Genomic DNA, 25,901 nt, shown 5'->3' with positions numbered 1-25,901 from the left:
CTCAATGCGCCACGCCGAGATAGGCATCGATCACGCGCTGGTCTCCCTTGACCTCGGCCGGCGTACCGTCGGCGATCTTGCGCCCGTATTCCAGCACCACGACCCGGTCGGAGAGGTCCATCACCACGCCCATGTCATGCTCGATGAGAGCGATGGTGGTGCCGTATTGCTGGTTCACCTCGAGAATGAAACGCGACATGTCCTCCTTCTCCTCGAGGTTCATGCCGGCCATGGGCTCGTCGAGGAGCAGGAGCTCCGGCTCCATGGCGAGCGCGCGCCCGAGTTCGACCCGCTTCTGCAGGCCGTAGGGAAGGCGGCCCACAGGGGTCTTGCGGATGTGCTGGATCTCGAGAAAGTCGATGATCTCCTCCACGAACCTGCGATGCTCGATCTCTTCCTTCATGGCCGGGCCGTGCCGGAAGAGCTGCCAGAAGAAGTTCGAGCGCATCTTGATCGAGCGCCCGGCCATGATGTTGTCCAGCGTCGACATGCTCTTGAAGAGAGCCACGTTCTGGAAGGTGCGGGCGATGCCTCCGCGCGCTGCCACGTAAGGGCGCATCTTCGGGCGCTTCACGCCCTTGAAGGTGATGCGTCCCTCGGTCGGATAGTAGAAGCCGTTGATGCAGTTGAGCATCGAGGTCTTGCCGGCGCCGTTGGGGCCGATGATGGCGCGGATCTCGCTCTTCCGAATGTCGAAGGACACATCGGTGAGCGCCTTCACGCCGCCGAAGCGCAGCGACACGTTTTCCACCGCAAGCAGCACGTCGCCTTTGCTCATGACGGGATGGTCGGGCGCTCTCATTCTGCGGCCTCCGGAAGAGACGTGGTGTGCGAGGCCGGATAGAGCTTCATGTCACGGATCTTGACCCGTGCGGAAATCACGCCCTTGCGTCCGTCCTCGAAGGTGACCTCCGTCGAGATGTCGGCCTCCGTCGAACCGTCGTAGAGCGCCTGGATGAGGGGGGCGTAGCGTTCGGCGATGAAGCCGCGGCGTACTTTCTGCGTGCGGGTGAGTTCGCCGTCGTCCGCATCGAGTTCCTTGTGCAGGATGAGGAAGCGCCTGATCTGCGCGCCGCCCATGCGCGGCTCGGAGGCCAGCGAACGGTTCACCTCGTCCACATGCTTCTCGATCATGTCATAGACGCGGGGATGACCGGCGAGCTCCTGGTAGGAGGCATAAGTGACGCCGTTCCGCTCGGCCCAGTTGCTCACCGCCACGAGGTCGATGTTGATGAAGGCGGCCACATGATCGCGCCCGTCGCCGAAACAGACCGCTTCCTTGATGTTGGGATAGAATTTCAGCTTGTTCTCGACGTATTTCGGCGGGAAGAGCGAGCCGTCCCGCATCTTGCCCACGTCTTTGGCGCGGTCGATGATCTTGAGATGGCCGTTGGAGTCGAAGAAACCGGCATCGCCCGAATGCACGAAGCCGTCGGGTGTCTTCGTCTCCGCCGTCTTCTCCTCGTCCTTGTAATAGCCCACGAAGATGCCGGGGGAGCGGTAGAGCACCTCGCCATTGTCGGCAATGCGGATTTCCACCTGAGGGGCAGGACGGCCCACGGTGTCGGCGCGGATTTCACCGTCCGGCTGCATGGTGATGTAGACGGAGGCCTCCGTCTGTCCGTAGAGCTGCTTCAGGTTCACGCCGATCGAGCGGTAGAATCGGAAGATCTCGGGCCCGATCGCCTCGCCTGCCGTATAGCCCACCTTCACGCGCGTCATGCCGAAGCGGTTGCGAAGCGGCGCATAGACGAGCACGTTCCCGAGCTTCCAGAGGAAGCGGTCCCATGCGCCGATTCCTGGCTCCCTGTTCAGGATCTTCTCGCCGACCTTGTTCGCGTGCTGGATGAAGTAATGGAACATGCGCCGCTTGAGCGCACTCGCATCCTCGATGCGCACCATGGTGAGCGTCAGCATGCTCTCGAAGATGCGCGGCGGGGCGAAGACGTATGTCGCGCCGATCTCGCGTCGGTCGTCGGCCACCGTTTCCGGGCTCTCGGGACAGTTGACGCAGAGGCCCGCCAGGAAGGCCTGGGCATAGGAGAAGATGTGGTCGCCGACCCAGGCGATCGGCAGATAGGCCATGATCTCGTCGGTCTCGTTGAGCTTGTCGAAATCGCAGCCGATCTCCGCCGCCGCGATCACGGCATCGGACGTGAGCATCACGCCCTTGGGGCGGCCCGTCGTGCCGGAGGTGTAGAGAATGATGGCGAGCTCCGAGCCCTTGCCGTCCTGCAGGGAGCGCTCAATGTTTTCCGCCTCCTGAGCATCGGCGAGGCGCACGCGGCCTTCCTCCACGACGGACTGGATCGCGTGCAGACGGCTGTGGTCGTAATCCCTCAGGCCCTTCTGCTCGTCATAGAGCACATGCTCCAACTGCGGCAGCTGGTCCGAGACGGAAAGGAGCTTATCGACCTGCTCCTGGTCCTGCACGGCGGCATGGGTGACCTCCGCGTGGGCGAGCACGTAAGCCATCTCTTCCGCCACCGAATCCGCATAGACCGGGATCGGGACCGCACCGAGCCATTGGGCTGCGGCAATGGTCCAATAGAGATAGGGCCGGTTGTAGCCGATGATGGCGATCTTGCCGCCACGCTTCAGGCCGAGCGATTGCAGGCCGCTGGCATAGGCGCGCACGATCTCGTGCGCCTCGCTCCATGTCCAGGATTGCCAGATTCCGAGATCCTTGTGCCGAAACGCGGTGCGGTTCGGGCGTACGCGCGCATTGCGTACCAGGAGCTTCGGAAACGTATCTGCGCGCGCGTCTGATGCCGTCGTCAAAGACGTCAACCTCCCTGGCCCCCGCACGTCTTTCGGCGCGGTATCGCTTCGTTCCCTGTTGATGCGTGGCCGTGCCGGCGCATGCACCTCGCCGGTCTCAAGCCGGCTGCCCATCGCGGGCTTCGTTGGGAGGTATTCTGTCGCGCCGGTCAGGAGAGAGCAAGGTGCGGGCACCCGCTACCATGGGCTAATAAGGCTGCCGGAGGCAATTTCCGGCAGCTTCCGGGACAAAGTTCGGATTGAGCTTTCTAGGGCACCGCCGTGAGGGCCGCCGGCTCGATCTCGTCGGCCCTCACGAGGCGCTCGACACCGACCGTGTTCTTGACCCGATAAACCGCGTATTCCTCGGCCTTCGACACCAGGCAGACGATGCAATAGGTGCGATGATCCGCGTAACCCGAAGCAGGTCTTGTGATGCGGACAAGCTGTCCGATCTGGAATGCCTCTTTCATCGGCGCCTCCAATGCCCTCGGGTGCGATGGACAGGAGCTTGACGGTTCGAACCGTCAAGCTCGGATGTCCTCCTCGGCCCTCTTCTAGCTTTCGCGCGGGATTAGGGAGGAAGCCTGAGGCGAAACGATGACAATTCATCACTTCGGCCGGTGCCGCGGCATGATGCCGTCCCCGATCCAGCATGCATTCATCAAGTAGACGCGGATGAGATGCCGGCGCATTAACATGGGATAAAATTACCTGCAGTGGGGTTGGGTCGGCTGGCCATCATCCCAAGCGGGAAACCGATGATGATCAGCCTACTGTGCAGGCGGCCCTGCAGGCTGGCTGGGAGCGGCGGGATTTGCGGGCATCGTCTTGGCGGGCTGATTGGTGTTGTCCGTGCTGCCGGTCTCGTTCGGCCCGTCCTCGCCGCAGGCAGACAGGGCGAGCAGGGCGGCCAGGGGCAGAATCACTCTCAGACGCATGGATAGTCTCCTCTCATGGTCCTGTTCAACTCTCCGGCTCCGGAGAGGTTCACGGACCAGCTTGGAGGCCGAGGATCCGCTATCCTTGCGCGATAGCGTGAAAGAAGCTGCCCGTGACGAGGCCGCGCCGATGGCCGGCGGTGCCGAGGTCGTTCCCTTCCGCATCCTGGACCATGGCGAAAGCCGTCTCTCGCGCGGGATCGCTCTGCGTGACCGAGGCATAGTGGAATTCATGGCCGACGAGGCGTTGACCTGCCGGTCCCATCACCCCGCCATGGACGAGATGCGCGACCCGGTAACCGAGATGCATCTTGCGCTTGGCATAGCTCGTCTCGACCGGCAGGAGGCCCGCCATGGGATGGATATGGCCGTACCCGTCTTCCAAGGACTGCCCCAGCACCATGTAGCCTCCGCATTCCCCATGAACCGGGCGGCTTTCGGCAAAGCTTCGCAAACCTTCGAAGAAATGCTGGGCGCCGGCGATGCGACCCGCATGGAGCTCCGGGTACCCTCCGGGGAGCCAGCAGACATCGCAGCCTGAGGGAGGTGGCTCATCGGCCAATGGGGAGAAGGTCACGATCTCGGCCCCCGCCTCGCGCCATCCGGCGAGCACATGCGGATAGACGAAGGAGAAGGCCCGGTCGGAGGCCAGTGCGATGCGCTGGCCCGGAGGAGGCAGGGGCACCGCGCCGTCACGCGTCGTGATCTGCGTCGGCCGGGCGAGCGCGACGAGTCGATCAAGATCGATGGCGCCTTCCATCGCATCGGCCAGACGCTCAAGTCGCCCGTCGAGTTCCTCGGTCTCGCCCGCCTGAACGAGGCCGAGATGGCGTTCGGGCAGGGTCAGCTCGGCGTTGCGCATGAGGCCACCGAGGACGGGCAGGCCGATGCGCGCCATGCCGTCCTCCACCAGCCTCCTGTGGCGCTCGCTCGCGACCTTGTTCAGCACCACGCCGACCACGTCGATCCGCGGGTCGAAGCGCGCGCATCCGAGCGCGACGGCAGCGGCCGATTGCGCGTGTCCCGACACGTCGAGGACGAGGATCACCGGCCAGCCGAAGAGGACTGCGATGTCGGCGCTCGCGCCCGTGCGTCCGGTCTCCTGGCGGATGCCGTCGAAGAGACCCATCGAGCCTTCCGCAATCACGAGGTCGGCGTCGCCGGCAGCCTGCGCTGCAATCGATCCGAGAAGCGGCCCGCTCATGGCGAAGCTGTCGAGGTTGAAGCTCGGGGTGCCGGTCGCCGCCGCGTGGAAGGCCGGATCGATGTAATCGGGACCGCATTTCACGCCGCGTACGCGCAGGCCCCGGCGGGCGAGCGCCCGCTGGAGGCCGAGCACGACGGTCGTCTTGCCGGATCCCGAGCGGGGCGCGGCGACGAGAAGGCCGGGGCTCAAACTCACTGCGCCGCCTCGCTTCCGAACTCGAGCAGATGGTTGGCAATGGCCGAGCGGAAGGCCGCGATGGCGCCGATGGCCACGATGGCTGGCGAGCGGATAAGCCCTTCCTCGGCAAGCCGCGGCAGGGTCTCCAGCGTCCCCTCCACGACGCTCTCCTTGGCGGTCGTGGCGCCATGCACGGCAAGCGCCGGCGTGTCGCCGGCAAGGCCGCCTTTCATGAGGCCCTCCACGATGGAGGGGAGGCTCGACACGGCCATGTAGAGCACGATCGGCGCGCCCGTGCGGGCAAGCGACGTCCATTCGATTTCCGCATCCGGAGCCGGGTGGCCGGTGGCGAGGATCACGGCGTGGTTGGTCCTGCGCAGGGTCGCCGGCACGCCGTGTATGGCGAGCGAGGCGAGCCCGCTCGACACGCCGGGGATGATGCGGAACGGGATGCCTGCCTCCGACAGGGCCAAGGCCTCCTCGCCGCCGCGCCCGAAGATGAAGGGGTCGCCGCCTTTGAGCCGCAGCACGCGCTTGCCCGCGCGGGCGAGCTGGATCAGCCGCTCGGATATGTCCCGCTGGACGGCCGAGGGCCTGCCGCCGCGCTTGCCTGCAAATTCAAGCTCGGCCCCTTCACCGGCGAAGGACAGGACGGCAGGGTCGACGAGGGCGTCGTAGACGATCACATCCGCCTTCGCCAAGGCATTGAGAGCATGGACCGTAAGCAGGCCGGGATCGCCCGGACCTGCGCCGACGAGCCAGACTGTGCCGGGAGCAAAGGGCGGCGAGAGGCGGGAGAGGGCGGTCATGCGAAGCTCCGATCGTGACCGGCCATCCCGAGATGGCTGTTGGAATTCATGGGGACGATGTAAGAGAGCCTATGGACGAGAGTAAACCCGCCGGATCGTTGCGCCGTGGCTGGACCACGGGCGCCTGCGCCACGGCGGCGGCCAGGGCGGCGTATCTCGGCTGGCAGACGGGCGATTATCCCGATCCTGTCGAGATCGTGCTCCCGGGCGGAGCGCGGCCAGCCTTTTCCCTGGCGCTGACGGAGCCTGTCGAAGGCGGCGCGCGGGCTGGTGTCGTCAAGGATGCAGGCGACGATCCCGACGTGACCCATGGCGCCTTGGTGATCACAACCATCCGCGCCGGTGCGCCGGGTTCGGGCGTGACATTCCGGGCGGGCGAGGGGGTGGGCACCGTCACCCGTGCAGGCCTCCCCCTGCCTCCGGGCGAGCCCGCCATCAATCCCGTGCCGCGCCAGATGATCCGCGACAACTTGGAAGAGGCCGCCCGCAGCGTCGGCGGACCCACGGACATCGAGGTCGAAATCGCCATTCCCGGCGGCGAGGCGCTTGCCAGGAAGACCCTCAACCCACGCCTCGGCATCGTGGGCGGGCTGTCGATCCTCGGCACGACCGGCGTCGTGATTCCTTATTCCTGCTCGTCCTGGATTCACAGCATCTATCGCGGCATCGACGTGGCCCGCGCCGGAGGCCTCGACCATGTCGCAGGCGCCACGGGCTCCACGTCCGAGAAGGCGGTCCAGTCTCTTTACAACCTGCCGGACCACGCCCTCATCGACATGGGCGACTTTGCCGGCGGCATGCTGAAATACCTGCGCCGCAACCCGGTTCCGAAAGTCACCATTGCCGGTGGCATCGCCAAGATGACCAAGCTCGGTCAGGGCCTGCTCGACCTGCATTCGCGGTCTGGCGCGGTTGATCTCGCTTGGCTGTCCGGGCGCTTGCTCGAAGCCGGTGCCGAGCCCTTCATCGCCGAGCAGGCGCGTGGCGCCAACACGGCGCTCGAAGTGCTGGAGACAGCCAAAAACCTCGGCCTTCCTCTTGCCGACATAGTGGCGCAGCATGCATGGCAGACGGCCGCCAAAGCGCTGCGTGGCGCGAACATTGCTCTCGAAATCATCGTGTTCGACCGCTACGGACAGCTCGTCGGCCGCGTGCCGTTCCATCCCGTTGCCTGAGGCCGCGCCGCTCATCGGCGGCCCTCCTGGGCGCTGGTTCGGAAACGCCTGTCGTAATCGGTCGAGTAGAGGGCGCTGTCGCGGAAGTCTTTCGCCTCCAGTGTCCACCCCACGAGGATCAGCGCCGTGCGTTCCAGCTTTTCCGCACGGACCATGGCGGCAATGGTGGACAGCGTGCCCTTGATCACCCGCTCGTCCGGCCATGAGGCGCGCCAGACCACTGCTGCCGGGCAATCGGCGCCGTAGGCGGGCAGCAGCTCCTCGACCACCTGCTCGATCACGTGGATCGACAGGTGAATGGCGAGCGTCGCCTTCGTCAGCGCGAAGGTGGCGAGCCGCTCCGTCTCCGGCATGGCGGACGCCCGGCCGGAGGTGCGCGTCAGGATCACCGACTGCCCGACTTCCGGCACCGTCAGTTCGCGCCCGAGCGCTGCGGCGGCTGCCGCGAAGGCCGGAACGCCAGGCGTGATCGTGTAGGGGATGCCGCGGGTATCGAGCCGGCGCAGCTGCTCACCCATGGCGCTCCAGATCGAAAGATCGCCGGAATGGAGCCGCGCCACGTCTTCGCCGCGCTCGTGCGCCCGCACGTATTCCGCTGTGATCGCATCGAGATCGAGAGGCGCCGTGTCGACGCGCCGCGCCCCGGGCGGGCACCAGGACAGGATCTCCGGCGGCACGATGGAGCCGGCATAGAGGCAGACGGGACAGCGCTCGATGAGTGCGCGTCCGCGCACGGTGATGAGATCGGCGGCGCCGGGGCCTGCCCCGATGAAATGCACGGTCATGAGCGGGTCTCCATACGCGCGAGCGCGCAGGTGGCGGAGGCCGAGGCGATGCGCTCCAGGATGAGCTGCGCACCGGGGCCTGCCGCTCCAAGGGCGGCGGCTTCCGCTACCGATCCGACGCCATGCGCGGCGATGGATCGGGCCGATTGCGTGCGCAGGCGGGGAGCCGCTGCGGACAGGTCGGGTTCGGCAACCGGTGAAGCGACGACGTCGAGCCGGCGCGCGGCTTCCGTGAAGGCGGGCAGGGCGGCCAGGGCCTCGACGGTGGCGAGCTTGCCCAGCGCATCCGTTGCAAGAGCGGCACGCTCCAGCGCCTGCTCGACCAGCGCCACGATCTCATCGGCGGCGACGCCGCGCCTGAACCCTACTCCTGCGACGATCATGGCTTTGTCACCACCCATTGCGTAACGGGCATCGCCGCCCGCCAGCCGTGCATGCCGCCGACACGCTCCAGACGCGAGAGCGCCAAGCGCCGCATGCTGCCGCCATGACGCGCATAAAGCGTGCCGAGCAGCGTCTCGGTCTCCAGCGTCACGGCGTTGACGACGAGACGCCCTCCGGATTTCAGCGCTGTCCATGCCGCATCGAACACGCCGGGCTCCGATACCCCGCCGCCGATGAAGATCGCGTCCGGCACCGGCAGATCGGCCAGCGCTTCGGGCGCCCGTCCGATGCGGATGTCCAGTGCCGTCGCACCCAGCTCCAGCGCGTTGCGCTGCGCACGTTCGGCGCGCTCCGGCCGCTCCTCGATCCCGATGCAGCGATTGCGCGGTTGGCGCAGGCACCATTCGATGCCGACGGAGCCCGCGCCCAGGCCGATGTCCCACAGAAGCTCGCCGGCTTTCGGTGCCAGCGCCGCCAATGTCAGCGCGCGGATCTCCGCCTTCGTGAGCTGACCGTCGTTCTCGAACCAAGAATCGGGAAGACCGGGCGCGAGGGGGACGATGCGGGCATCCCGCGATGCCACAATCTCGATCGCGACGGTGTTGAGCGGGTTGATGTCAGCGATGTCGAAGGTGTCTGCCGCAGCCTGGCGGATGCGCTCGCGCGGGCCGCCCATGGCTTCCAGGACCGTGATGGTCGAGGCTCCGAGTCCACGGGCTTTCAGTAGCTCGGCGAGCTTGCCCGGTGTCGAGCCGTCCCAGGACAGCACAAGAAGCTGCGCGCCCGGTTGCAGAGAAGGGATGATCCGCTCCAGCGCACGACCGTGAAGGCTGATGCAATCGCAATCCGGCAGCGACCAGCCCATCCGCGCGGCGGCAAGGCTGAAGGCGGAGGGTTGCGGGAAGCAGACGATTTCGTCGGACGGAATGAGACGGGCGAGTTCCGCACCGACTCCGAAATGGAATGGATCGCCCGTTGCGAGCACGCAGGTCGGCTCGCCCCGGCGGGCGAGGATCAGGGGGTATCCCTCCGCAAAGGGGCTCGGCCAGGTCTGCGTCTTTCCGGACAGCGGTGCCGCAAGAGTGAGATGCCGCGCGCCGCCGATCACGAACTCCGCCCCGTCGAGAGCCTCAAGGGCCGCAGGGGAGAGCCCGGCGCGTCCGGTTTCGCCGATGCCGATGATGGTGAGCCAGGGAGCCTTCGTCATGCTCGACTCCGCATCAGATTTCAGGGAAAAGGGGCGCATGCGCATTCTCGTTCTGGGCGGTACGACGGAGGCCTCCGCACTTGCGGCGCTTCTTGCCGGCCGATCCGACTTCAGCCCTGTCCTGTCCATGGCCGGACGCACCAGCGACCCACGGCCCCTGCCGATCCCGACCCGCATCGGCGGCTTCGGCGGCGTGGAAGGCCTTGCGCTTTATCTGCGCGAGGAGCGGATCGAGGCGGTGATCGACGCGACCCATCCCTTCGCGGCCGTGATGTCCCGCAATGCGGCGCAGGCCTGCGCAAATGCGAGCGTTCCGCTGCTTGCCCTGCGACGCCCGGCCTGGAGGCAACAGGAGGGCGACCGCTGGATCGAGGTCGCATCGATGGAGGAGGCCGTTCGTGCATTGGGGGACACTCCCCGCCGCGTCTTCCTGACTGTGGGTCGTCTCGAACTCCCGCCTTTCGCCGCCGCGCCGCAGCACATCTATCTCGTGCGCACCATCGAACCCATCGGCGATGCGCTGCCGGTGCCGAACGTCATCGCGATCCGGGACCGCGCGCCTTTCGGCGAGGCGGCCGAGCGGGCGCTCATGGAGCGCGAGCGCATTGACGTTGTGGTGACGAAGAATTCCGGCGGTGCCGCGACCTATCCGAAGATCGCGGCGGCGCGAGATCTCGGCCTTCCTGTCATCGTCGTCGCACGGCCGAAAAAGCCCAGCGGCGTGGAGGAAGTCGCCACCGCCGAAGCAGCCTTCGATTGGCTCGAGCGCCGTCACGGGCGCACCCCATAGTAGCGCGGCGTGTAGACGTAAGGCGCTTGGCCCTCAGGCCGCTCGATCAGCCGCGTGGTGCTCGCGCCGATCATCACGATTGTCGACATATCGGCCATGGAAGCCTCCACTTCCGAGAGTGGGAGGATCCTGATGCGCTCGTCCGGCCGCATGACGGCCCGTGCCAGGATGATCGGCGTGTCCGGCTCGCGCGTCTCTGCGACAATCTTGAAGGCTGCGCCAAGCTGCCAGGGGCGGGCTGAGGAAATCGGGTTGTAGAGCGCCACCACGAAATCCGCCGTGAGCGCCGCGCGCAGCCGCGCTTCGATGGTTTCCCAGGGCTTGAGATTGTCCGAGAGTGACATGGCGCAGAAATCGCCGCCGAGAGGTGCGCCGACGCGGGCGGCCGCCGCGAGCATCGCCGTGATGCCGGGCTCCACGCGGATGTCGAGGCTGCGCCAGGAGGGATCGCCATTTTCCACCGCCTCGAACACGGCCGCTGCCATGGCGAATACACCGGGATCGCCGCCCGATATCACGGCGACGTGCGCACCCTTCGTCGCGAGATCGAGGGCAAAGCGCGCTCGGTCGAGTTCGACGCGATTGTCCGATGAATGGCGGCGCTGGCCGGGCCATTCCGGCGCGCGGTCCACATAGGGGCCATAGCCGACGAGGTCCGTGGCGGAGGCGAGCGCCTCCGAGGCAGCCGGCGTCAGAAGACGCGGATCGCCGGGACCGAGGCCCACGATGGTGACGAGGCCCGTCATACGCGCCTCCCTTGCCCCGGCACGATGATGAGCGAGAAGTACGGCGCGTCGAAATCCTCAGGCAGATCGGGCAGCGGAACGATCTTCTCCTGCGCCATGGTGGCGCGCTCCACATAGATCGCGCGCTCCAGGAGACCTGCGGCGGAGATCGCCGCACGCACCTTCGGCAGGTTGCGTCCGAGCTTCATCACCACGGCGGCATCGGTTCCTGACAGACGGCGCGTCAGCTCCGCCTCGGATAGCGTTCCGGGCAAGACCGTCAGCACGTCGTCACCCCAGGTGATCGGCGCGCCGGCGCGGGTCCAGGCGCCCGACATTCCGGAGACGGCGGGCACGACCTCGGTCGGCACCTTGTCCTTCAGGCGCCACCACAAATGCATGAAGGAGCCGTAGAAGAACGGGTCGCCCTCGCACAGAACGGCGACGGTGCGTCCCGCCTCGACCTCGGCGAGAAGCCGTGACGCCGCTTCCTCGTAGAACGGGTTGAGGGCTGCGGCATACTCGGGGTGGTCGGCTGGAATCTCGGTCGTCACCGGATACACGAGGGCGATTTCCCGCTCGGGGCTCTGGCCGACCACGGCATCCGCGATGGTGCGCGCATTGCCGCGCCGTCCGCGTTTGCAGAAATGAACGAGCCTATCGGCGCTCTCCAGCACCTTGCGGGCGCGCACGGTCATGTAGTCCGGATCGCCGGGGCCGAGGCCCAAACCGAAGAAGCGGGCGGTGTGTTCAGTCATGCCCACCTCACTCGACCGGGTTTGCGAGAGCATTGACGGCAGCCGCCGCCATGGCGCTGCCGCCGCGCCGGCCGTGGACGACGAGATATGGCACCCGTCCGTCCCGGGCCAGCGCCTCCTTGGACTCTGCTGCGCCAATGAAGCCGACCGGAATGCCGATCACGGCGGCAGGCTTCGGGGCGCCCGCATCGAGCAATTCGAGCAGATGAAAGAGGGCGGTGGGGGCGTTGCCGAACACCACGAGCGCACCCTCGAGCCGCTCGCGCCACAACTTCATGGCAGCGGCCGAGCGGGTGTTGCCGAGCTCGGTTGCGAGCGCGGGAACGCGCGGATCGTCCAGCGTGCAGATCACCTCGTTATTCGCCGGAAGCCTCGCGCGGGTGATGCCGTTCGCCACCATCTTGGCGTCGCACAGGATCGGTGCGCCGCGCCTGAGGGCCGCTTCGGCAGCTTCTGCAAAATCGGGCGAAAGATCGATGTCGCGTGGCAGGTCCGTCATGCCGCATGCATGGATCATGCGCACGACGACGCGCTCGGCGGTGCCGGAAAAACGCGACAGGTCGGCCTCGGACCGGATGATCGCGAACGAGCGGCGGTAGATCTCCGCGCCCTCGCGGATGTAGTCGCGGGATGGGCTCATTGCGCGTCCTCCGCAAACGTGCGGCGCAGGTCGTCCAGAGTGGCCAAAGGCAATAAGCGGGTCATGAGATCGTCGACTGAAAGATGAAGGGAGGCCGCATCGCGGGTGGAGCCGTTGGGCACGACGTCATAGCGGCCATCCTCGCGGCCTACCAGCGTGAGTTCGGCCCTGCCCGGATGAGCGCAGCCTTTCGGACAGCCCGAGACGTGAAGAATGGCGCCGTCCTTGAGAATGTCCGCGCAGGACTCCGCGATCCGCAGCGCATCGGCGGGAGCGGGGGTCAATGCGCTGCCGCAGCCCTGCCTGCCGGGGCAGGCGATCAATGACAGGCGCGGGTCATCGCCGTCGGTGATGAAGCCGGCTCGGGAGGCTTCCGCAAGCAGTGTCAGGACATGCTCACCTGCAATGCCCGGCACCAGGATGCCGCGCGTGAAGGACAGGCGGATTTCGCCTTGGCCCAAGCGCTCGCTCCATTGAGCGGCCTGATCCAGCTGCGCGGCGCTGCAGCGGCCGAAGGGAAGCGCCAGAAGGACGGCATGCCCGTGCCGTATCTGGAACGAGCCGGCCCGCGGAGCTGATGGACGTTCGAGGGGCGGCGTCGCGGGCGAGAGTTCGGCCGAAGCCGCGAGTTCCGCGGCAAGAGCAGGTTCGAGATCGCGCAGCCTGCGCGCCCGCGTTCTGCCCTCGATTCTCATCTGCGCAAAGTCTGCCAGGATGAAGAGGATAGCATCGTCAGCGCGGACGGGGCTGGCTGTGCCTATCCATTGCAGCCCCTTTGGCTCGGCGCTGCCGAAAGCGATGGCAAAGTCTTCGCCTGTCGCGACAACGTGAAGATCGGCGCCAAGGGCATCGAGAGGCATCGGGCCGCCATCGTCGACGGTGACGAAGAATTTTCCAGGCAAACCGTGCAGAGGAACGGCTCTGTCTTCAATCTCTTGGGCCAGGTCGAGCACATCGCCATGATCCGGGCCTGTCAGCGGCGACATGACGGTCAGTCTGTTCGGACCGTCACCCTCCGGCTCGGCCAGGCCCTCGCGTTCGAGGAGGGCGAGCAACTCTGGATGGCTCTCCTCGCTCACGCCGCGGATCTGCAGGTTGCCGCGGGCGGTGATGTCGAGATCGCCGTTGCCGTTCTCGCGTGCAGCCCCCGCAATGAGGCGCGCCTGATCGGCCGTAAGCCTGCCGCCGAACGGATGCAGGCGCACGAGCAGCCCGTCGCCGGTCTCCATCGGGCGGCGCACGCCCGGGCACCAGCCCCGACGCCTTTCGCTGATCGGCTGTGGGTTCATTCGGCGGCCTCCTTTCGCTCATCGTCGAAGAAGGCTGCAACGGAATTGAGGCGGCTCTCCCATAGGCCGCGCCGGCGTGCATCGGCCAGGCGGTCGCGGATGGCCTGCGCGGCGGCAGGGTTGGCGGCTGAGATCTGCTGCCAGGTTGGCTCATCGGCCATCAGCGCCGTAAAGACGAGATCGAGAGTCGCGGCGGGAACGGCGTCCGTCGTGGCCGCGAAAGCAAAGAGCGCATCCACTCCCTGTACGATCTCCGCTGCGCCGCGCCAGCCGTGCCGAAGCTGGCCCTCGATCCAGCGCGGGTTCGTCAGGCGGCCGCGCACGAGACGATCGACATCTTCCGTCAGAGTACGAGCTTTCGGCTGCTGCGGGCGGCTCGTGTCGAGGCTGTAGAGGGCAGGCGAGGCACCAAAGGTCTGCGCCGCTGCCGCAAAGCCGCCGATGGCATCGGCGGCGGAATCGCCATCGAGAATATCCCGTTCGGCCACGTCGCTCACATGCACGAAGGCTTCGGCCTGTTCGACGCGTTGCGGGAAACTCTCATCGGCCCGTGCCTCGCCGCCGGAGCCGAACGCATGCGAGGTGCTTTCGAGATAGGTGCGGCCGAGATCGTCCTTCGTCATCCATTCGCCGTCGAGGGCCTGCGCCGAAACGCCTGCGCCATAGGTGCCGGGTGCGGAGCCGAATACGCGGGCGAGCGCCGCGCCGCGTCGGCGCGCGGCGGCGAGCTCGTTCCACTCATCGTCCTCGCTGAGCGCGGCAACCGCGCGGGCGGCCTGATCGAGCAGCGCAATCTGGTCAGGGAACGTATCCCGGAAGGCGCCGGAGACACGGATCGTCACATCGGCGCGGGGCCGGTCGAGCAACGGCTGCGGCACGATCTCGAAGCCGGTGACGCGGGTCGAGGCATGGTCCCAGGTCGGTCGCACGCCCATGAGCGCAAGCGCATGGGCGATGTCCTCACCGCCGGAGCGCAGGGTCGGCGAGGCCCAAAGGTCCATCACGATCCGGCGCGGCCAATCGCCTTGCTCCTGCAGGTGGCGGCGCACGACCTCCGCCGCGGCGCGCCAGCCGAGTTCGGTGGCGGCGCGGGTCGGGATTGACCGGGGGTCGAGCGTCGCGAGATTGCGCCCCGTAGGCATGACGTCGGTTTGCCCGCGGGAGGGCGAACCTGAGGGGCCGGGCACTACGAAGCGGCCGTCGAGAGCGTTCAGCAACCCGTGGCGCTCACCGGCAGCACATGCTTCGAAACCCTCAGGGGCGCTGCCGAAAACGTGCAGGCCTTCGCGGATCGTCACCTCGCCGAGATCGCAGAGATGCGCATCGAGGCGCGTCAATGCTTCATCCATCGGCATGCCGTCATCGACGCCGCAGGCCGCGGCCAGTCCGCTCGCTCGTGCGCGCTCAAGAATCTCGCTTGCGACAAGCGCGGCGCGCCCCGGATGAAGCACCTGGGCTGAAGAGAATTCCTCCACCAGTTCACGCAGGGCTGCGGCCTCCCCGTGCAGGCCGGCGTCGCCCGTCTGCGGCGTGAGATGGCCGATTGTCACGGCGCCGATGCGGCGTTTGGCCGGAGCGGCTTCGCCCGGATCGTCGACGATGAAGGGATAGATCACCGGCAACGGGCCGACGGCAAGACGCGGCCAGCACCGGCCCGAGAGCGCCACCGCCTTGCCTGGCAGCCACTCGGTGGTGCCGTGGGTGCCCAGGTGCACGAGGGCGTGAATGTTCTCGATCGTTCGCAATCCGCAATAGAAGGCAAGATAGCCATGGCTTGGGGGGCATTCGGGATCGTGGTAGTAGCCCTTGCGGTCGAGTCCGTGGCCACGATCAGGCTGAAGGGCGACGAGCACGTTGCCGGCACGCATGGCGCGGAAGCGGAAAACATCGTGCGCGAATGACGGATCGTTGTGGACGCAGCCCCAGCGCTCGTCGATGGCAGCCCGTTGCTCCGAAGGCAGCGTGTCGAGCCATGCGCGATAGAGAGGCAGCGGAACGTCGAAGACCTCCTCGCCTTCAGTTAGGCGCGGCATCAAGTCATCGGCCGTGAAATTACGCTCGGCCCGATAGCCGGCGTCGCGCAGCAGATCGAGGATCGCGCAGGCGCTGTCAGGCGTGTCGAGCCCGACCGCGAAACCGGCGCGGCCGCCGCGCGCAGGATAATCGGAGAGAACGAGCGCCAGCCTCCGCTCGCGGTGCGGCATCCGGGCGAGTCGCACCCATGCGGCGGCCATGTCTGCAACCGCATCGATGCCCGCCACATCCGGCGCCTGCACCCGGCGCGAAAAGGCGAGCGCCGGATCAGCAGGTTCTTCGGCCTTGAACGATATGGGTCCCGCTGCGATGCGCCCGTCGAATTCGGGCAGGGCGATCTGCATGGCAAGATCGGCGGCGGAGAGGCCGCGCGGCGATGCCTCCCACGCTTCCATCGCGCCGCCGACCGGAATGGCTTGAAGGATCGGACAATCGGCTTCGTCGAGCACGAAGTTCTCGTCGTCGCGGGACGAGAAGGCGGTCGTCGTCACGATCACGTCGGGGCGGCGTGTCTGGATCGTGCGCCGAAGGACGGCCACCGCTTCCGGATCTTTCAGGCTCGATACCGCAAGCACGAGCGTGTCGATGCTGCGTTCATGCAGTGCTGTCGCTAAGGCTTCGACAGCCTGCGTGTCGCCAGAGAGCACGCCAGAGCGATAGACGAGGAGATAGGCGAGGGGGCGTTCGCTCGAGAGGCGGGCGAGCAGTGGTTCGGGCTCGGCGATGCCGCCTTCCGGTTTCCATGCAAACGCGCGAGGCACGTCATGCGGCAGCTCGACACTCGCCTCGCTCTCGCCGATCTCGGCGCCGATGCGCGCGAGAAGCCGCCTCATGTTGTCGATGCCGCCGGACTGGAAATACGTTTCCAGGCTGTTGCAGAGCGCCTGCGGAACAGTTGCAAAAGACGCAAGCCGTGGATCGGGCCGGTCGTCTCCGGGTAGAACCGCAAGCTTCACGCCATGGGATCGGCACGCTTCCGACAGCCGCTCCAAGCCGTAGCGCCAGTAGTCGAGTCCGCCGAGGCAGCGCACGAGGACGAAGCGCGCCTTAGCGGCGGTCTTCTCGATGTAGAGGTCGATGGAAAGAGGATGGCGCAGTCGGCGTAAGGAAGCGAGGCGGAGCGACGGGCCGCCCGCCTTCACCCGTTGCGCAGCGGCCAGCGCGCCGAGGTCACTGTCCGCGAAGGAGAGGACGACGATATCCCCCGGAGGCTGCTGGAGGTCGATGGCCTCCTGGCCTTCCTCGAGGGAAATCGCTGTGACCGGAAGGAGATGCATGTCATCCCGCGCGCAAAGCGGCTTCGACGGCCTTCGCGTCGAAGCCTTTCAGGCCGATGACGACCATGCGCCCGTCCCGTGCCTCGCCCACCTTCCACGGCCGGTCGAAGTGATGCGCGACGCGCTGGCCGACGCCCTGGACCACGAGACGCATGGGCTTGCCGTTCACGGGCGCGAAGCCCTTGATGCGCAGCACGCCGGCCGCTTCCGCCGCGCGCTCGACGCGGGCGACGAGCGCCTCCGGCGTGGCGACGGGATCGACGGGGAATGCGATGCTCTCGAAATCGTCGTGTTCGTGATCCTCGGCCGTCTCGTGGTGCGAGGGACGTGCATCGAGGTCGGCTTCCGCAGCGGCGCCAAGGCCCAGCAGCACCGTCGGATCAACCTTGCCGTGAGCGGTCTCGATCACCTTCACGGCGCGGGGCAGGTGCTCCCCGATCTCGGCAAGGACCTTGCCCTTGTCGCCGGCCTGCATCTGGTCGGTCTTGTTGAGGAGGATGAGATCGGCGCAGAGGAGCTGGTCCTCGAAGACCTCCTCCAACGGATTCTCGTGATCGACGGAAGCGTCGGCCGCGCGCTGGGCTTCGAGCGCGTCCGGATCATCCGCGAAGGCGCCGGAGGCGACGGCCGGGCCATCGACCACGGCGATCACGCCGTCGACTGTCACGCGGGAGCGGATATCGGGCCAGTTGAAGGCGCGAACCAGGGGCTTGGGCAGGGCAAGACCCGAGGTCTCGATCAGGATGTGCTCAGGGGGATTGGGCCGGTTGAGCAGCGTGTTCAGGGCCGGCACGAAATCGTCCGCCACCGTGCAGCAGATGCAGCCGTTGGGGAGCTCGACGATGTCCTCTTTCGTGCAGCCTTCGATGCCGCAGCCCTCGATGAAGGAGCCGTCGAAGCCGAGATCGCCGAACTCGTTCACGAGAACCGCGAGGCGGCGCCCATTCGCATTCTCCAGCAGGTGGCGCACCAGCGTGGTTTTGCCGGCGCCGAGGAATCCGGTGATGATCGTGCAGGGGATCTTTGAAAGATCGCTCATGAAGGCTTGCCTTTCGGCGGCTTCGTTCAGGCCGCGCTGTCTGTCTTGAACGGAGGAATGCGGGCGACCACGCCCTTGCGGAAGGCTTCGGGCCGCTCGCGCCAAGGCACGAGGCCGTCGGACGTCGCCGCGTAACGGCGCAGCCCGTCGAGGATCGTCTCGACCGATGTCTCGGCGCTCAGGTCGCCATAGATGTAGGTCCAGCGCCCGGGGCCTGAGACCGCGATGGTGCAGGGACGCTTGCACACCGAGAGACACTCGACCGCCTCCACCCGCACCTTCGGGGCATCGGGACCGCTAAGCGCCTCGGTCAGCGCCCGGTGAAGAATGGCACCGGGCCGGAGCGCCTTGTCGTCCGGGCCACCCGCCTGACGGCAGGTGACGCAGACATGCAGGCAGATCTCCTCAGGAGATGGGGTCATCGCTTGTGAGCCGATCCGCTCAGGCGAAGGCGGGCAGGGCCAGGGTCGCGACGCCGGTGACGGCGACCGCGAGACCGGCGAGGCGCAGCTGGAGCGAGGGAGCGGCGAGCGAGCCTTTTGCGAGCGAACGGGCGGCGAGGGCGATCCCCGTCGTAAGCGCCGTCTGAACCGCGACGAGACCGACGAGATAAGCGACGAGCGGCGTGGATTCCGCACCAACGATCGACTCACCCAGGGCATAGCCGTGCACCGCGCCGCCGGCAGCGAAGAGCGCCGCGATCAGGGCATAGGGCAGGGTGGTGCGCATGGTCGCCGCGAGGCCGATGACCACGACGCTCAGCGCCACGAGAGCCTCCGCAAAGGGCAGGTCGGCGCTCATCAGGTGCAGGCCGACACCGGCGGCCATGGCGACGACCCAGAAGGCCGGGAGCGTGAGTCCGCGGGCAAAGCGCGAGGAGACCAGGCCGACGCCGACGAGGGCAGCGAGGTGGTCGAGGCCGATGACCGGATGGCCGAAGCCCGAGAGCAGGCCCTGCGTGAAGGTGGCTGGCGTCATGCCGCCCATGGGATGGTGGGCGAGAGCCGGAGACGCGGCGATGAGGCCGGCGAATGTCAGGGCGAGGAGGCGGGTCTTGGGCAGAATCGGTGCGGTCATCGTTCTCTCCGTCGGGAGACTCTGGATCTTCGAGTCTGTTGAGCTTCCACGGACGGAACCGAATGACGGAGGGTCATTCGACTACGGTCACCGCCGGCACACCCCGTCCGACAGACCCGATAGAAGCAAAGGCTGACGGCAGGTCTCCTGGCTCGCGGGTCGATGCTTTCCGCTGCCGCCTTCCCGGGGATAAACCCAGTGGCATTTGGAGCGTAGGCTCGCCGCTTACAGTTGCGGGGGCAGCCGCGGTGTCTCACCGCATTCCCTTTTCACCCCGTTGCCGGGGCACCGTCGGTACCATGCTTAACCAGCCTGAGGACATCTTTCAAGCCTGGGCATGGTGCAGGCTCCGCCTTGAAATCCGGTCTCGGGGTGTTCATGGTGCGGGCCTTCCACAGGAAAGCAGGCCCGGATGTCCAAGGACGAAGAGGCGCGCCACCGCGCCAAGATGATCAAGCGCAAGGAAGTGCAGGACCGGGAGGTCGCCTCCAAGACCCTGGAGAAGGGGCTTCTCATCGTCCATACGGGTCCGGGCAAGGGCAAGTCCACGGCGGCCTTCGGGCTGATGCTACGGGCGCTCGGGCGCGGATTTCATGTGGGGGTGGTGCAATTCATCAAGGGCGCCTGGGAAACCGGCGAGCGCCTAGCCCTCGACCGGTTCAGTGATCAGGTGGAGTGGCACACCATGGGAGAGGGCTTCACCTGGGAGACGCAGGACCGCTCCCGCGACGTGGCGGCGGCCGAGCGCGCCTGGGAGAAGGTGAAGGAGCTGATGGCCCGGGAGGACATCCGCCTCCTGGTCCTCGACGAACTCAACATCGCGCTGCGCTATGAATATCTGCCCCTGGCCAAGGTGGTGGAGACCCTGCGACAGCGCCGGCCCGATCTCCACGTGGTCGTCACCGGCCGCAATGCGAAGCCGGAGCTGATCGAGGCGGCCGATCTTGTGACCGAGATGACCCTGGTGAAGCACCATTTCGCGGCCGGAGTGAAGGCGCAGGAAGGCGTCGAATTCTGATGCGCGCGCTCATGGTGCAGGGCACCGGCTCCAATGTGGGCAAGTCGCTCCTGGTGGCCGGCCTGTGCCGGGTCTTTGCGCGAAAGGGCCTCAAGGTTCGCCCGTTCAAGCCGCAGAACATGTCGAACAACGCCGCCGTGACAGCCGATGGCGGCGAGATCGGCCGGGCGCAGGCGCTGCAGGCGCGCGCGGCGGGCGTTGCGCCCAGCGTCCACATGAACCCGGTGCTGCTCAAGCCCCAGAGCGAGATCGGCTCGCAGGTGGTGGTGCAGGGCCGAGTGGTCGGCACGGCGAAGGCGCGGGAATACCAAGCCTGGAAGCCGCGTCTCACGGAGGCCGTTCTCGACAGCTTCGGTCGGTTGTCTCGGGAGGCCGATCTTGTTCTTGTCGAAGGCGCGGGTTCCGCTTCGGAAGTGAATCTCCGAGCCGGCGACATCGCCAATATGGGCTTTGCCCGCGCGGCGAACGTGCCCGTGGTGCTCGTGGGCGACATCGACCGTGGTGGCGTGATCGCCAGTCTCGTCGGCACCAAGGCGGTGCTCGACGATGGCGACGCCGGGATGATCCGCGGCTTCGTCGTCAACCGCTTCCGGGGCGATCCGGCCCTGTTCGACAGCGGCATGCGCTTCGTGGCCGAGCGCACGGGCTGGCCGGCTCTGGGCCTCGTCCCGCATTTTTCCGATGCCGCGCGACTTCCGGCAGAGGACGGTCTCGGTCTGCGGCGCGAAGGACGCAAAGGATCCGTCTGCATCGCCGTGCCGGTGACGCCCTGGATCTCCAACTTCGACGATCTCGATCCTCTGCGCGAGGAGCCGGGGGTGGAGGTCGTTCTGGTCGAGCCGGGCCAGCCGTTGCCGGTAAAGGCTGCGCTCGTTCTGCTGCCTGGCTCCAAGACCACCATCGACGATCTCAAGTTCATCCAAGCGCAGGGCTGGGACATCGACCTGAAGGCGCATGTGCGCCGGGGCGGATGGGTGCTCGGCCTGTGCGGCGGCTACCAGATGCTGGGACGGCGCGTCGACGATCCCTTCGGCATCGAGGGCGAGGCAGGCCGCTCCATCGAAGGTCTGGGCCTTCTCGATGTCACGACCACGCTCACGGCCAGCAAGCGGCTAGAGGCCGTGACAGGCACCACGATCCCGGACGGAATCCCTTTTTCCGGCTACGAGATGCATATCGGCGAGACATCCGGCCCCGATGCTTCCCGACAGGCCTTTGCGCGATTGGCGAACGGGCAAAGGGACGGTGCCGTCTCGCCGGATGGGCGCGTGGTCGGCACCTATGTGCATGGCCTCTTTGCGGATGACAGCCAGCGGGCACGCTGGCTCAGGCTGCTCGGAGCCGAGACGAGCGACCTCGCCTACGAGGCTCTTGTCGACGATATCCTCGACCGCTTCGCCGATCACCTTGAAGCGCATCTCGATTGCGAGCGACTGCTTGCGATCAGTGCGCGATGATCCAGGCCAGCAGCGCCGATCCCGCAGCCAGACCCAGCAACAAAGCGCAGGCGGTCCTGTAGATTGCAAGCGCCCGGTCGATGTCTCCGGCATTCGCCTCGGCACGCCCGTCGCCCATCCAGCGATCCTCGACCCGGACGTCGCCATAGACTCGGGGCCCGGCGAGCCGAAGGCCCAGGGCTCCGGCCATGGCGGCCTCGGGCCAGCCGGCATTGGGTGAGCGATGGTGCGAAGCATCCCGCCAGACGGCACGCCACGCCCCTTGAGGCGAGGCGCCCCTGTTCAGGGCCGCTGCTCCGAGAATGAGAAGCGCCGCGAGGCGCGAGGCGGGAAGGTTCACCAGATCGTCGAAACGGGCCGCCGCCCAGCCGAACGCCTCGTGCCGGGGAGTGCGATGTCCGATCATGCTGTCGGCGGTGTTCGCCGCTTTGTAGAGAACAGCGCCCGTGAGGCCGCCGAGCCCAAGCCAGAAGGCAGGAGCGACGATCCCGTCGGAGAAATTCTCCGCAAGGCTCTCGATGGCGGCGCGGGAGATTCCAGCCTCGTCGAGGCTCTGCGGATTGCGCCCGACGATCATCGAGACGGCCTTGCGTCCGCCGTCGATCCCGCCCTCGCGCAGCCCTTTCGACACGGCCACCACATGGTCATGCAGGCTGCGCTGGGCGATGAGGCTGCTGGCGAGGATGGCCAGGATCATGAGGCCGATGAGGCCGAATGGCCGGAGAAGCATCTCGACCGCCCATGCGACCGCCCCCGTGACGGCGAGCAGGGTCAAGAGGGCGAGGATGCCGGCGGCCCGGCGCCGACCGAATGACCGATCATCCCGGTTCAGGCCCCGGTCGAGCCCTTTGATCAGCTGCCCGATCCAGGTGACGGGATGCCCGATCCACGTGTAAAGGCGGTGGGGATAACCGGCGGCGGCCTCCACTGCGAGGGCGAGGCTCAATACAAGCAGGCTGTCGGAGAGGGACATGGGTGAATCGGATGAGTGAGGCGCGGATCTGGCACGGGGGCGATCTGGACGAGGCCCGGCGGCTGTTTCCGCAGGCGCCCGAGCCGTGGATCGACCTGTCGACGGGGATCAACCCCATAGCCTATCCCGTGCCGATCTTGCCAGCCTCCCTGTTCGAGCGGCTACCGTCGCCTGCCGATCACCGGGATCTGGAGGAGGCTGCGGCTGCAGCTTATGATGCCACGGATGCCACAGCCGTGGTCGCGGCGCCGGGAACGCAGGTTCTGATCAGCCTGCTGCCTCGTCTCCGGCCGCGGTCACGGGTGGCTATCCTCGGCCCGGCCTATGCCGAGCATGCCCATGCCTGGCGTGGAGCGGGCCATGACGTGACCGAGGTCGAGGCTCCGGACCGGCTCGATGGCGCGGATGTCGTGGTCGTCGTCAATCCCAACAATCCCGACGGCCGGCTTCTCAAGCGCGAAGCCTTGTTTCGCCACGCGGAGGAGCTGCGCCCGCAAGGCGGCTTGCTCGTGGTGGATGAGGCTTTTGCCGATTTCGATGCAGGGGAGTCCCTGGTGCCCGTGCTGCCTGGCAACGCCGTCGTCCTGCGCTCCTTCGGCAAGTCCTATGGCCTTGCGGGGCTGCGGATCGGCTTTGCCTTGGCGCCGGCCCAGATGGCAGCGAGGCTGAGATCGGCCCTTGGCCCATGGGCCGTCTCGGGGCCTGCCATCGAGGCGGGTCGGCGGGCTCTTCGGGACTGGCAGTGGCTGCAGGCCGCGAAATCCGCCCGTGCGGACGACGCCCGCCGACTGGATCGGCTTCTAAGCCCCGTTGCGGAGGCTCCCCTTCGCGGCACGATCCTGTATCGCCTCCTGGAGACCAGGCAGGCGCCCGAACTCTTCCAATACCTGGGGCGGCGCGGCATCTGGGTGCGGCGGTTCCAGTACAATCCACACCTTCTGCGGTTCGGACTGCCTCGTATGGAGACGGATTGGCAGCGTCTTGAGGAGGGACTGGATGGCTTCTCTCAGGACCAAAAGGTTCCTGAACTTCAGTCCTCCCCAAAAGAAAAGCCGCGTCCAGTCTAGTCAACTGGTCCGCGGCTCGGTCCGTGTCGGCCCCCTTCGACACATCAGTCTACGGGAATATATCTTTGGTGAACTTTTATATAATTGTTTCCGCTTCAATGGATGAAATCTATACGCTGATTTGCCTGTAAATTGGAATAGTGGAAAATACGTACCTTCCCAAGGTCAAGCTCATATTCCAGCCAATGCGCAAGCACAATAAGCTTGGCTATTCATTCGATTCGGGTTTGAACACGGGTGCGAAAGCCATTCATTTACAGGGATTTTATCCTGATGCAGGCACCGGTTTCTCGAATACAGTCAATGGCCAAGCTTTCCTGCAAAGCTTGTTCAGGAGGATCAGCGCTCGGCATGTTGCAAACTGTCGCACCCATGCTGAAGACCAGGGCATTGCGTGGACCCCCGGTTCCACCCCGAACGACGCGCTCATCAATGCTGTAGGGGTCATACGTCTATCGGGACGGATGTTTCGATGCAGATGGCACCCCTGGGATGTGACTTCCTGAGAGCCACCAGCCGATTCAAACGTGGTTATCGACTCAGGCGCTTCGCGTTGGCGCGGACCTTCCTGCGGTACCCCTTGATGACCTTATGCGCGGAGCCGCCCGCAGCGATGATGGAGGCCGCTTCTGTGAAAGCAGTGATCTTCTCAGTCACCATGAGCAGATTCTCCGCGTTGGATCCGCGGCCCATGGCAGCCTGCGACAGGCGGGTCCAGATCACCATCTGAGCCTCAGCGGCGAGCATCGTGGTGTCTGTGGCAAGCTTCATCAAAGGAAAGAACATCGAGGCTCCTGACGGGATTGATACGGTCGATAACATAAAGCGTCGCCCTCCGGATCCTCTCGGGCCTCGAAAAAGAAGCTGGACTGTCCGAAAGTCCGGATGATGACAGATCTCGCCCGGAATAGTGGGAGGAGATTCAGAGTGTATTTCAACGATGCTTTTCGTCGATTAACATAAGTGAAGACGATGACGGAGGATGTCCTCCGGTTCGGGGTTGTTTGAGGGTCGATCGTGCCCCGCTATTACATCGATATCAGGAGCCATTTCGGTATCAATGAGGATCCGAACGGGATCGATGTGCCGGACGTTGCGGCGGCCAGGTCCGAAGCGTTGAAGGTGGTCCAGACTCTCCTGCGGAGCTGGGCTGCCATGCCGCCGGACTACAGCAACGAGATCGTCATCGAGATCGTGGGCGAGGATCTCCGCCCGGTGATGATCATCCCATGCGCGGACATAGAGCTCATGAAGCGTTGAGGGGGGCGAAACGGTTCGCTGCAGAATCTGCATGATGCGTCCCGCCCGCTTCCCATCGCATGTCTGGAGCAATGCCGGCATTCAACCGCCGCCGACATTGCCGGAGCATGGAGTCCGGCTCTGCCACCCTTAAGGGAGCCCAGCGCCTCTAGAGCATCGGATGAGTGCATCGTGCGGAAAACCGGGTCCACTTTTCGCTGACGCGGCCCTCTGGGTCCGCACGATGCGTTAGGCATCCCGCCAAGCTCAGTTGTTGCTAGCCCAACCTGCCAGAGCGGTCTCGGGATTCCTGTCCGTGGGAACGGCAACCTGCACCGGGGCCGGAGGCTGTGCCCTCGTCATGCAATCCTGCATATGCTCCCTGCGGGCGCCCTTGACCGCCAGCTTGAAGTCGAGAGTGGACATATTGCGGGTTCGATGGATCAGTCTGGTCTCTTTGTAGCAGGCGTCCCAGCGTGCTTTTCCTTCAGGGGTGGAAGCCCAGCCACCCGGCTGTGCCAAAGCCCCCGTGGAGAAGAAGGCTGCAGCAAAGAAGCATAAAGTCGAAATACGCATATCGGTGCTCATGGTGTGAGTATTGTCTCACGTCATGAACTATAACCCCATCGGGTCAAGAACGTGCCATCCGACCGGTCAGGGCAAAAGGGTATCTACTTTTGCGTCATGCTGGTGCGACGAGCGCACCGCAGAATGCAGATGAGCTGCGCGCGCGAAGGGACGGACATGGCTGGTGAGCCTATACCCTGCACACAGTCTCGGCTCGTCCTTGGATAGGAAAATACAGAAGCGCCCCGTGTCGATGCGGGGGGTGGCGCCAATTGTTAGGGAAGCTGCCAGCAGATCAGCAAGGCCGTCAGCGCAGCTACCAGTGCGGTTGCCGCTAGCCCTCTGTCGACAGGATCATCGGGTAGCGTTTTGCGACCCAGGACGCGCTTGAGCAAGACGCAACTCTTTTCGGAATTAACATATGTTTCCCTAACCTGTGGCAGACATCACCAACGTCAATGTCCTTTTATGTGCGACTTAAGGGTGACTGCCGTTTGCTTTGCGGG

General features: G+C 66.0%; 26 protein-coding genes and 1 riboswitch. Of the genes, 6 read left to right on the top strand and 20 right to left on the bottom strand.

Annotation, left to right across the window (positions count from 1 at the left end; genetic code table 11):
• Position 1: 1 nt before the first annotated feature.
• The 6 genes from ILT44_RS08425 to cobA form a co-directional block, all read right to left on the bottom strand.
• Positions 2-802, bottom strand: a complete 801-nt coding sequence (locus ILT44_RS08425; protein WP_239468003.1) for an ABC transporter ATP-binding protein — start codon at positions 800-802, stop codon at positions 2-4.
• Complete coding sequence (locus ILT44_RS08420; protein WP_204239136.1) at positions 799-2,781, bottom strand: AMP-dependent synthetase/ligase; 1,983 nt, start codon at positions 2,779-2,781, stop codon at positions 799-801. The genes ILT44_RS08425 and ILT44_RS08420 overlap by 4 nt, the downstream gene beginning before the upstream one ends.
• Positions 2,782-3,029: 248 nt before the next feature.
• Positions 3,030-3,233: a hypothetical protein gene (locus ILT44_RS08415; RefSeq protein WP_204239135.1), complete on the bottom strand. Its 204-nt coding sequence runs from the start codon at positions 3,231-3,233 to the stop codon at positions 3,030-3,032.
• A 300-nt stretch (positions 3,234-3,533) separates the two neighbouring features.
• Entirely contained in the window at positions 3,534-3,701 is a 168-nt protein-coding gene (locus tag ILT44_RS08410; RefSeq protein ID WP_204239134.1) for a hypothetical protein, read from the bottom strand.
• 79 nt (positions 3,702-3,780) lie between these two features.
• Positions 3,781-5,103 (bottom strand): cobyrinic acid a,c-diamide synthase CobB, encoded by a 1,323-nt coding sequence (locus tag ILT44_RS08405; RefSeq protein ID WP_204239133.1) that lies wholly within the window; start codon positions 5,101-5,103, stop codon positions 3,781-3,783.
• Positions 5,100-5,894, bottom strand: coding sequence for a uroporphyrinogen-III C-methyltransferase (gene cobA, locus ILT44_RS08400; protein WP_204239132.1), 795 nt, complete (start codon positions 5,892-5,894; stop codon positions 5,100-5,102). Before cobA ends, ILT44_RS08405 begins: the two co-directional genes overlap by 4 nt.
• A gap of 71 nt (positions 5,895-5,965) precedes the next feature.
• On the opposite strand from cobA, the gene ILT44_RS08395 reads away from it, so the two are divergent.
• On the top strand, positions 5,966-7,069 hold the full coding sequence (locus tag ILT44_RS08395) for a cobalt-precorrin-5B (C(1))-methyltransferase (protein ID WP_204239131.1): 1,104 nt from the start codon (positions 5,966-5,968) through the stop codon (positions 7,067-7,069).
• 11 nt (positions 7,070-7,080) lie between these two features.
• Here ILT44_RS08395 and cobM read toward each other — a convergent pair whose 3' ends face one another.
• Genes cobM through cbiE form a run of 3 tightly spaced genes read right to left on the bottom strand, consistent with a single transcriptional unit; the run spans position 7,081 to position 9,445 of the window.
• The gene (cobM, locus tag ILT44_RS08390; protein WP_204239130.1) at positions 7,081-7,854 is read right to left on the bottom strand and encodes a precorrin-4 C(11)-methyltransferase; all 774 of its coding nucleotides are present in this window, start codon (positions 7,852-7,854) and stop codon (positions 7,081-7,083) included.
• Positions 7,851-8,237, bottom strand: a complete 387-nt coding sequence (locus tag ILT44_RS08385) for a cobalamin biosynthesis protein (RefSeq protein WP_204239129.1) — start codon at positions 8,235-8,237, stop codon at positions 7,851-7,853. The genes cobM and ILT44_RS08385 overlap by 4 nt, the downstream gene beginning before the upstream one ends.
• Entirely contained in the window at positions 8,234-9,445 is a 1,212-nt protein-coding gene (gene cbiE, locus ILT44_RS08380; RefSeq protein WP_204239128.1) for a precorrin-6y C5,15-methyltransferase (decarboxylating) subunit CbiE, read from the bottom strand. The genes ILT44_RS08385 and cbiE overlap by 4 nt, the downstream gene beginning before the upstream one ends.
• Before the next feature lie 37 nt (positions 9,446-9,482).
• On the opposite strand from cbiE, the gene ILT44_RS08375 reads away from it, so the two are divergent.
• Positions 9,483-10,235, top strand: a complete 753-nt coding sequence (locus ILT44_RS08375; RefSeq protein WP_239468015.1) for a cobalt-precorrin-6A reductase — start codon at positions 9,483-9,485, stop codon at positions 10,233-10,235.
• Here ILT44_RS08375 and cobJ read toward each other — a convergent pair.
• Genes cobJ through ILT44_RS08335 form a run of 8 tightly spaced genes read right to left on the bottom strand, consistent with a single transcriptional unit; the run spans position 10,217 to position 19,074 of the window.
• Positions 10,217-10,981: a precorrin-3B C(17)-methyltransferase gene (gene cobJ / locus ILT44_RS08370; RefSeq protein ID WP_204239126.1), complete on the bottom strand. Its 765-nt coding sequence runs from the start codon at positions 10,979-10,981 to the stop codon at positions 10,217-10,219. The two genes, ILT44_RS08375 and cobJ, sit on opposite strands and share 19 nt — an antisense overlap.
• Positions 10,978-11,718, bottom strand: coding sequence for a precorrin-2 C(20)-methyltransferase (locus tag ILT44_RS08365; protein ID WP_204239125.1), 741 nt, complete (start codon positions 11,716-11,718; stop codon positions 10,978-10,980). Before ILT44_RS08365 ends, cobJ begins: the two co-directional genes overlap by 4 nt.
• 7 nt (positions 11,719-11,725) lie before the next feature.
• Entirely contained in the window at positions 11,726-12,358 is a 633-nt protein-coding gene (locus ILT44_RS08360) for a precorrin-8X methylmutase (RefSeq protein ID WP_204239124.1), read from the bottom strand.
• Positions 12,355-13,647, bottom strand: coding sequence for a precorrin-3B synthase (gene cobG, locus ILT44_RS08355; protein WP_204239123.1), 1,293 nt, complete (start codon positions 13,645-13,647; stop codon positions 12,355-12,357). The genes ILT44_RS08360 and cobG overlap by 4 nt, the downstream gene beginning before the upstream one ends.
• Positions 13,644-16,958, bottom strand: coding sequence for a cobaltochelatase subunit CobN (gene cobN, locus ILT44_RS08350; protein ID WP_204239122.1), 3,315 nt, complete (start codon positions 16,956-16,958; stop codon positions 13,644-13,646). Before cobN ends, cobG begins: the two co-directional genes overlap by 4 nt.
• Before the next feature lies 1 nt (position 16,959).
• Positions 16,960-17,997, bottom strand: a complete 1,038-nt coding sequence (gene cobW, locus ILT44_RS08345) for a cobalamin biosynthesis protein CobW (protein ID WP_204239121.1) — start codon at positions 17,995-17,997, stop codon at positions 16,960-16,962.
• Between the two features lie 26 nt (positions 17,998-18,023).
• A complete protein-coding gene (locus ILT44_RS08340) occupies positions 18,024-18,419 on the bottom strand; it encodes a DUF1636 family protein (RefSeq protein WP_204239120.1) in 396 nt (131 codons plus the stop codon).
• A 19-nt stretch (positions 18,420-18,438) separates the two neighbouring features.
• Positions 18,439-19,074: a HupE/UreJ family protein gene (locus ILT44_RS08335; RefSeq protein ID WP_204239119.1), complete on the bottom strand. Its 636-nt coding sequence runs from the start codon at positions 19,072-19,074 to the stop codon at positions 18,439-18,441.
• Between the two features lie 120 nt (positions 19,075-19,194).
• Positions 19,195-19,382, bottom strand: a riboswitch (cobalamin riboswitch).
• 104 nt (positions 19,383-19,486) lie between these two features.
• Between ILT44_RS08335 and cobO the strand changes: the two genes are divergently transcribed.
• The gene (gene cobO, locus ILT44_RS08330; RefSeq protein ID WP_204239118.1) at positions 19,487-20,092 is read left to right on the top strand and encodes a cob(I)yrinic acid a,c-diamide adenosyltransferase; all 606 of its coding nucleotides are present in this window, start codon (positions 19,487-19,489) and stop codon (positions 20,090-20,092) included.
• 11 nt (positions 20,093-20,103) lie between these two features.
• Positions 20,104-21,549 (top strand): cobyric acid synthase, encoded by a 1,446-nt coding sequence (locus tag ILT44_RS08325; protein ID WP_239468014.1) that lies wholly within the window; start codon positions 20,104-20,106, stop codon positions 21,547-21,549.
• On the opposite strand, the gene cbiB is transcribed toward ILT44_RS08325, so the two are convergent.
• Positions 21,536-22,522, bottom strand: coding sequence for an adenosylcobinamide-phosphate synthase CbiB (gene cbiB / locus ILT44_RS08320; RefSeq protein WP_204239116.1), 987 nt, complete (start codon positions 22,520-22,522; stop codon positions 21,536-21,538). The genes ILT44_RS08325 and cbiB overlap by 14 nt on opposite strands.
• 11 nt (positions 22,523-22,533) lie before the next feature.
• On the opposite strand from cbiB, the gene cobD reads away from it, so the two are divergent.
• Positions 22,534-23,589 carry a threonine-phosphate decarboxylase CobD gene (cobD, locus tag ILT44_RS08315; protein WP_204239115.1) on the top strand — a complete coding sequence of 352 codons (1,056 nt, stop codon included), beginning with the start codon at positions 22,534-22,536 and terminating at the stop codon, positions 23,587-23,589.
• Positions 23,590-24,120: 531 nt separating this feature from the next.
• Here the strand turns inward: cobD and ILT44_RS08310 are convergent.
• A complete protein-coding gene (locus ILT44_RS08310) occupies positions 24,121-24,375 on the bottom strand; it encodes a hypothetical protein (RefSeq protein ID WP_204239114.1) in 255 nt (84 codons plus the stop codon).
• Between the two features lie 231 nt (positions 24,376-24,606).
• On the opposite strand from ILT44_RS08310, the gene ILT44_RS08305 reads away from it, so the two are divergent.
• Positions 24,607-24,849 (top strand): DUF6894 family protein, encoded by a 243-nt coding sequence (locus tag ILT44_RS08305; RefSeq protein ID WP_204239113.1) that lies wholly within the window; start codon positions 24,607-24,609, stop codon positions 24,847-24,849.
• A 246-nt stretch (positions 24,850-25,095) separates the two neighbouring features.
• Here ILT44_RS08305 and ILT44_RS08300 read toward each other — a convergent pair whose 3' ends face one another.
• Entirely contained in the window at positions 25,096-25,404 is a 309-nt protein-coding gene (locus ILT44_RS08300) for a hypothetical protein (protein WP_204239112.1), read from the bottom strand.
• Between the last annotated feature and the right edge of the window lie 497 nt (positions 25,405-25,901).

Source organism: Microvirga arvi, assembly GCF_016892765.1.
In the GTDB taxonomy this organism is placed as follows: domain Bacteria; phylum Pseudomonadota; class Alphaproteobacteria; order Rhizobiales; family Beijerinckiaceae; genus Microvirga; species Microvirga arvi.
The sequence above is the reverse complement of the archived record's forward strand: the minus strand, read 5'-3'. Positions and strand labels throughout refer to the sequence as shown.

Coding starts and splice junctions, on each gene's coding strand:
- ILT44_RS08425 (WP_239468003.1), bottom strand. CDS start 802: ATGAGAGCGCCCGACCATCCCGTCATGAGCAAAGGCGACGTGCTGCTT.
- ILT44_RS08415 (WP_204239135.1), bottom strand. CDS start 3,233: ATGAAAGAGGCATTCCAGATCGGACAGCTTGTCCGCATCACAAGACCT.
- ILT44_RS08410 (WP_204239134.1), bottom strand. CDS start 3,701: ATGCGTCTGAGAGTGATTCTGCCCCTGGCCGCCCTGCTCGCCCTGTCT.
- cobA (WP_204239132.1), bottom strand. CDS start 5,894: ATGACCGCCCTCTCCCGCCTCTCGCCGCCCTTTGCTCCCGGCACAGTC.
- ILT44_RS08395 (WP_204239131.1), top strand. CDS start 5,966: ATGGACGAGAGTAAACCCGCCGGATCGTTGCGCCGTGGCTGGACCACG.
- cobM (WP_204239130.1), bottom strand. CDS start 7,854: ATGACCGTGCATTTCATCGGGGCAGGCCCCGGCGCCGCCGATCTCATC.
- ILT44_RS08385 (WP_204239129.1), bottom strand. CDS start 8,237: ATGATCGTCGCAGGAGTAGGGTTCAGGCGCGGCGTCGCCGCCGATGAG.
- cbiE (WP_204239128.1), bottom strand. CDS start 9,445: ATGACGAAGGCTCCCTGGCTCACCATCATCGGCATCGGCGAAACCGGA.
- ILT44_RS08375 (WP_239468015.1), top strand. CDS start 9,483: ATGCGCATTCTCGTTCTGGGCGGTACGACGGAGGCCTCCGCACTTGCG.
- cobJ (WP_204239126.1), bottom strand. CDS start 10,981: ATGACGGGCCTCGTCACCATCGTGGGCCTCGGTCCCGGCGATCCGCGT.
- ILT44_RS08365 (WP_204239125.1), bottom strand. CDS start 11,718: ATGACTGAACACACCGCCCGCTTCTTCGGTTTGGGCCTCGGCCCCGGC.
- ILT44_RS08360 (WP_204239124.1), bottom strand. CDS start 12,358: ATGAGCCCATCCCGCGACTACATCCGCGAGGGCGCGGAGATCTACCGC.
- cobG (WP_204239123.1), bottom strand. CDS start 13,647: ATGAACCCACAGCCGATCAGCGAAAGGCGTCGGGGCTGGTGCCCGGGC.
- cobN (WP_204239122.1), bottom strand. CDS start 16,958: ATGCATCTCCTTCCGGTCACAGCGATTTCCCTCGAGGAAGGCCAGGAG.
- cobW (WP_204239121.1), bottom strand. CDS start 17,997: ATGAGCGATCTTTCAAAGATCCCCTGCACGATCATCACCGGATTCCTC.
- ILT44_RS08340 (WP_204239120.1), bottom strand. CDS start 18,419: ATGACCCCATCTCCTGAGGAGATCTGCCTGCATGTCTGCGTCACCTGC.
- ILT44_RS08335 (WP_204239119.1), bottom strand. CDS start 19,074: ATGACCGCACCGATTCTGCCCAAGACCCGCCTCCTCGCCCTGACATTC.
- cobO (WP_204239118.1), top strand. CDS start 19,487: ATGTCCAAGGACGAAGAGGCGCGCCACCGCGCCAAGATGATCAAGCGC.
- ILT44_RS08325 (WP_239468014.1), top strand. CDS start 20,104: ATGGTGCAGGGCACCGGCTCCAATGTGGGCAAGTCGCTCCTGGTGGCC.
- cbiB (WP_204239116.1), bottom strand. CDS start 22,522: ATGTCCCTCTCCGACAGCCTGCTTGTATTGAGCCTCGCCCTCGCAGTG.
- cobD (WP_204239115.1), top strand. CDS start 22,534: ATGAGTGAGGCGCGGATCTGGCACGGGGGCGATCTGGACGAGGCCCGG.
- ILT44_RS08310 (WP_204239114.1), bottom strand. CDS start 24,375: ATGTTCTTTCCTTTGATGAAGCTTGCCACAGACACCACGATGCTCGCC.
- ILT44_RS08300 (WP_204239112.1), bottom strand. CDS start 25,404: ATGCGTATTTCGACTTTATGCTTCTTTGCTGCAGCCTTCTTCTCCACG.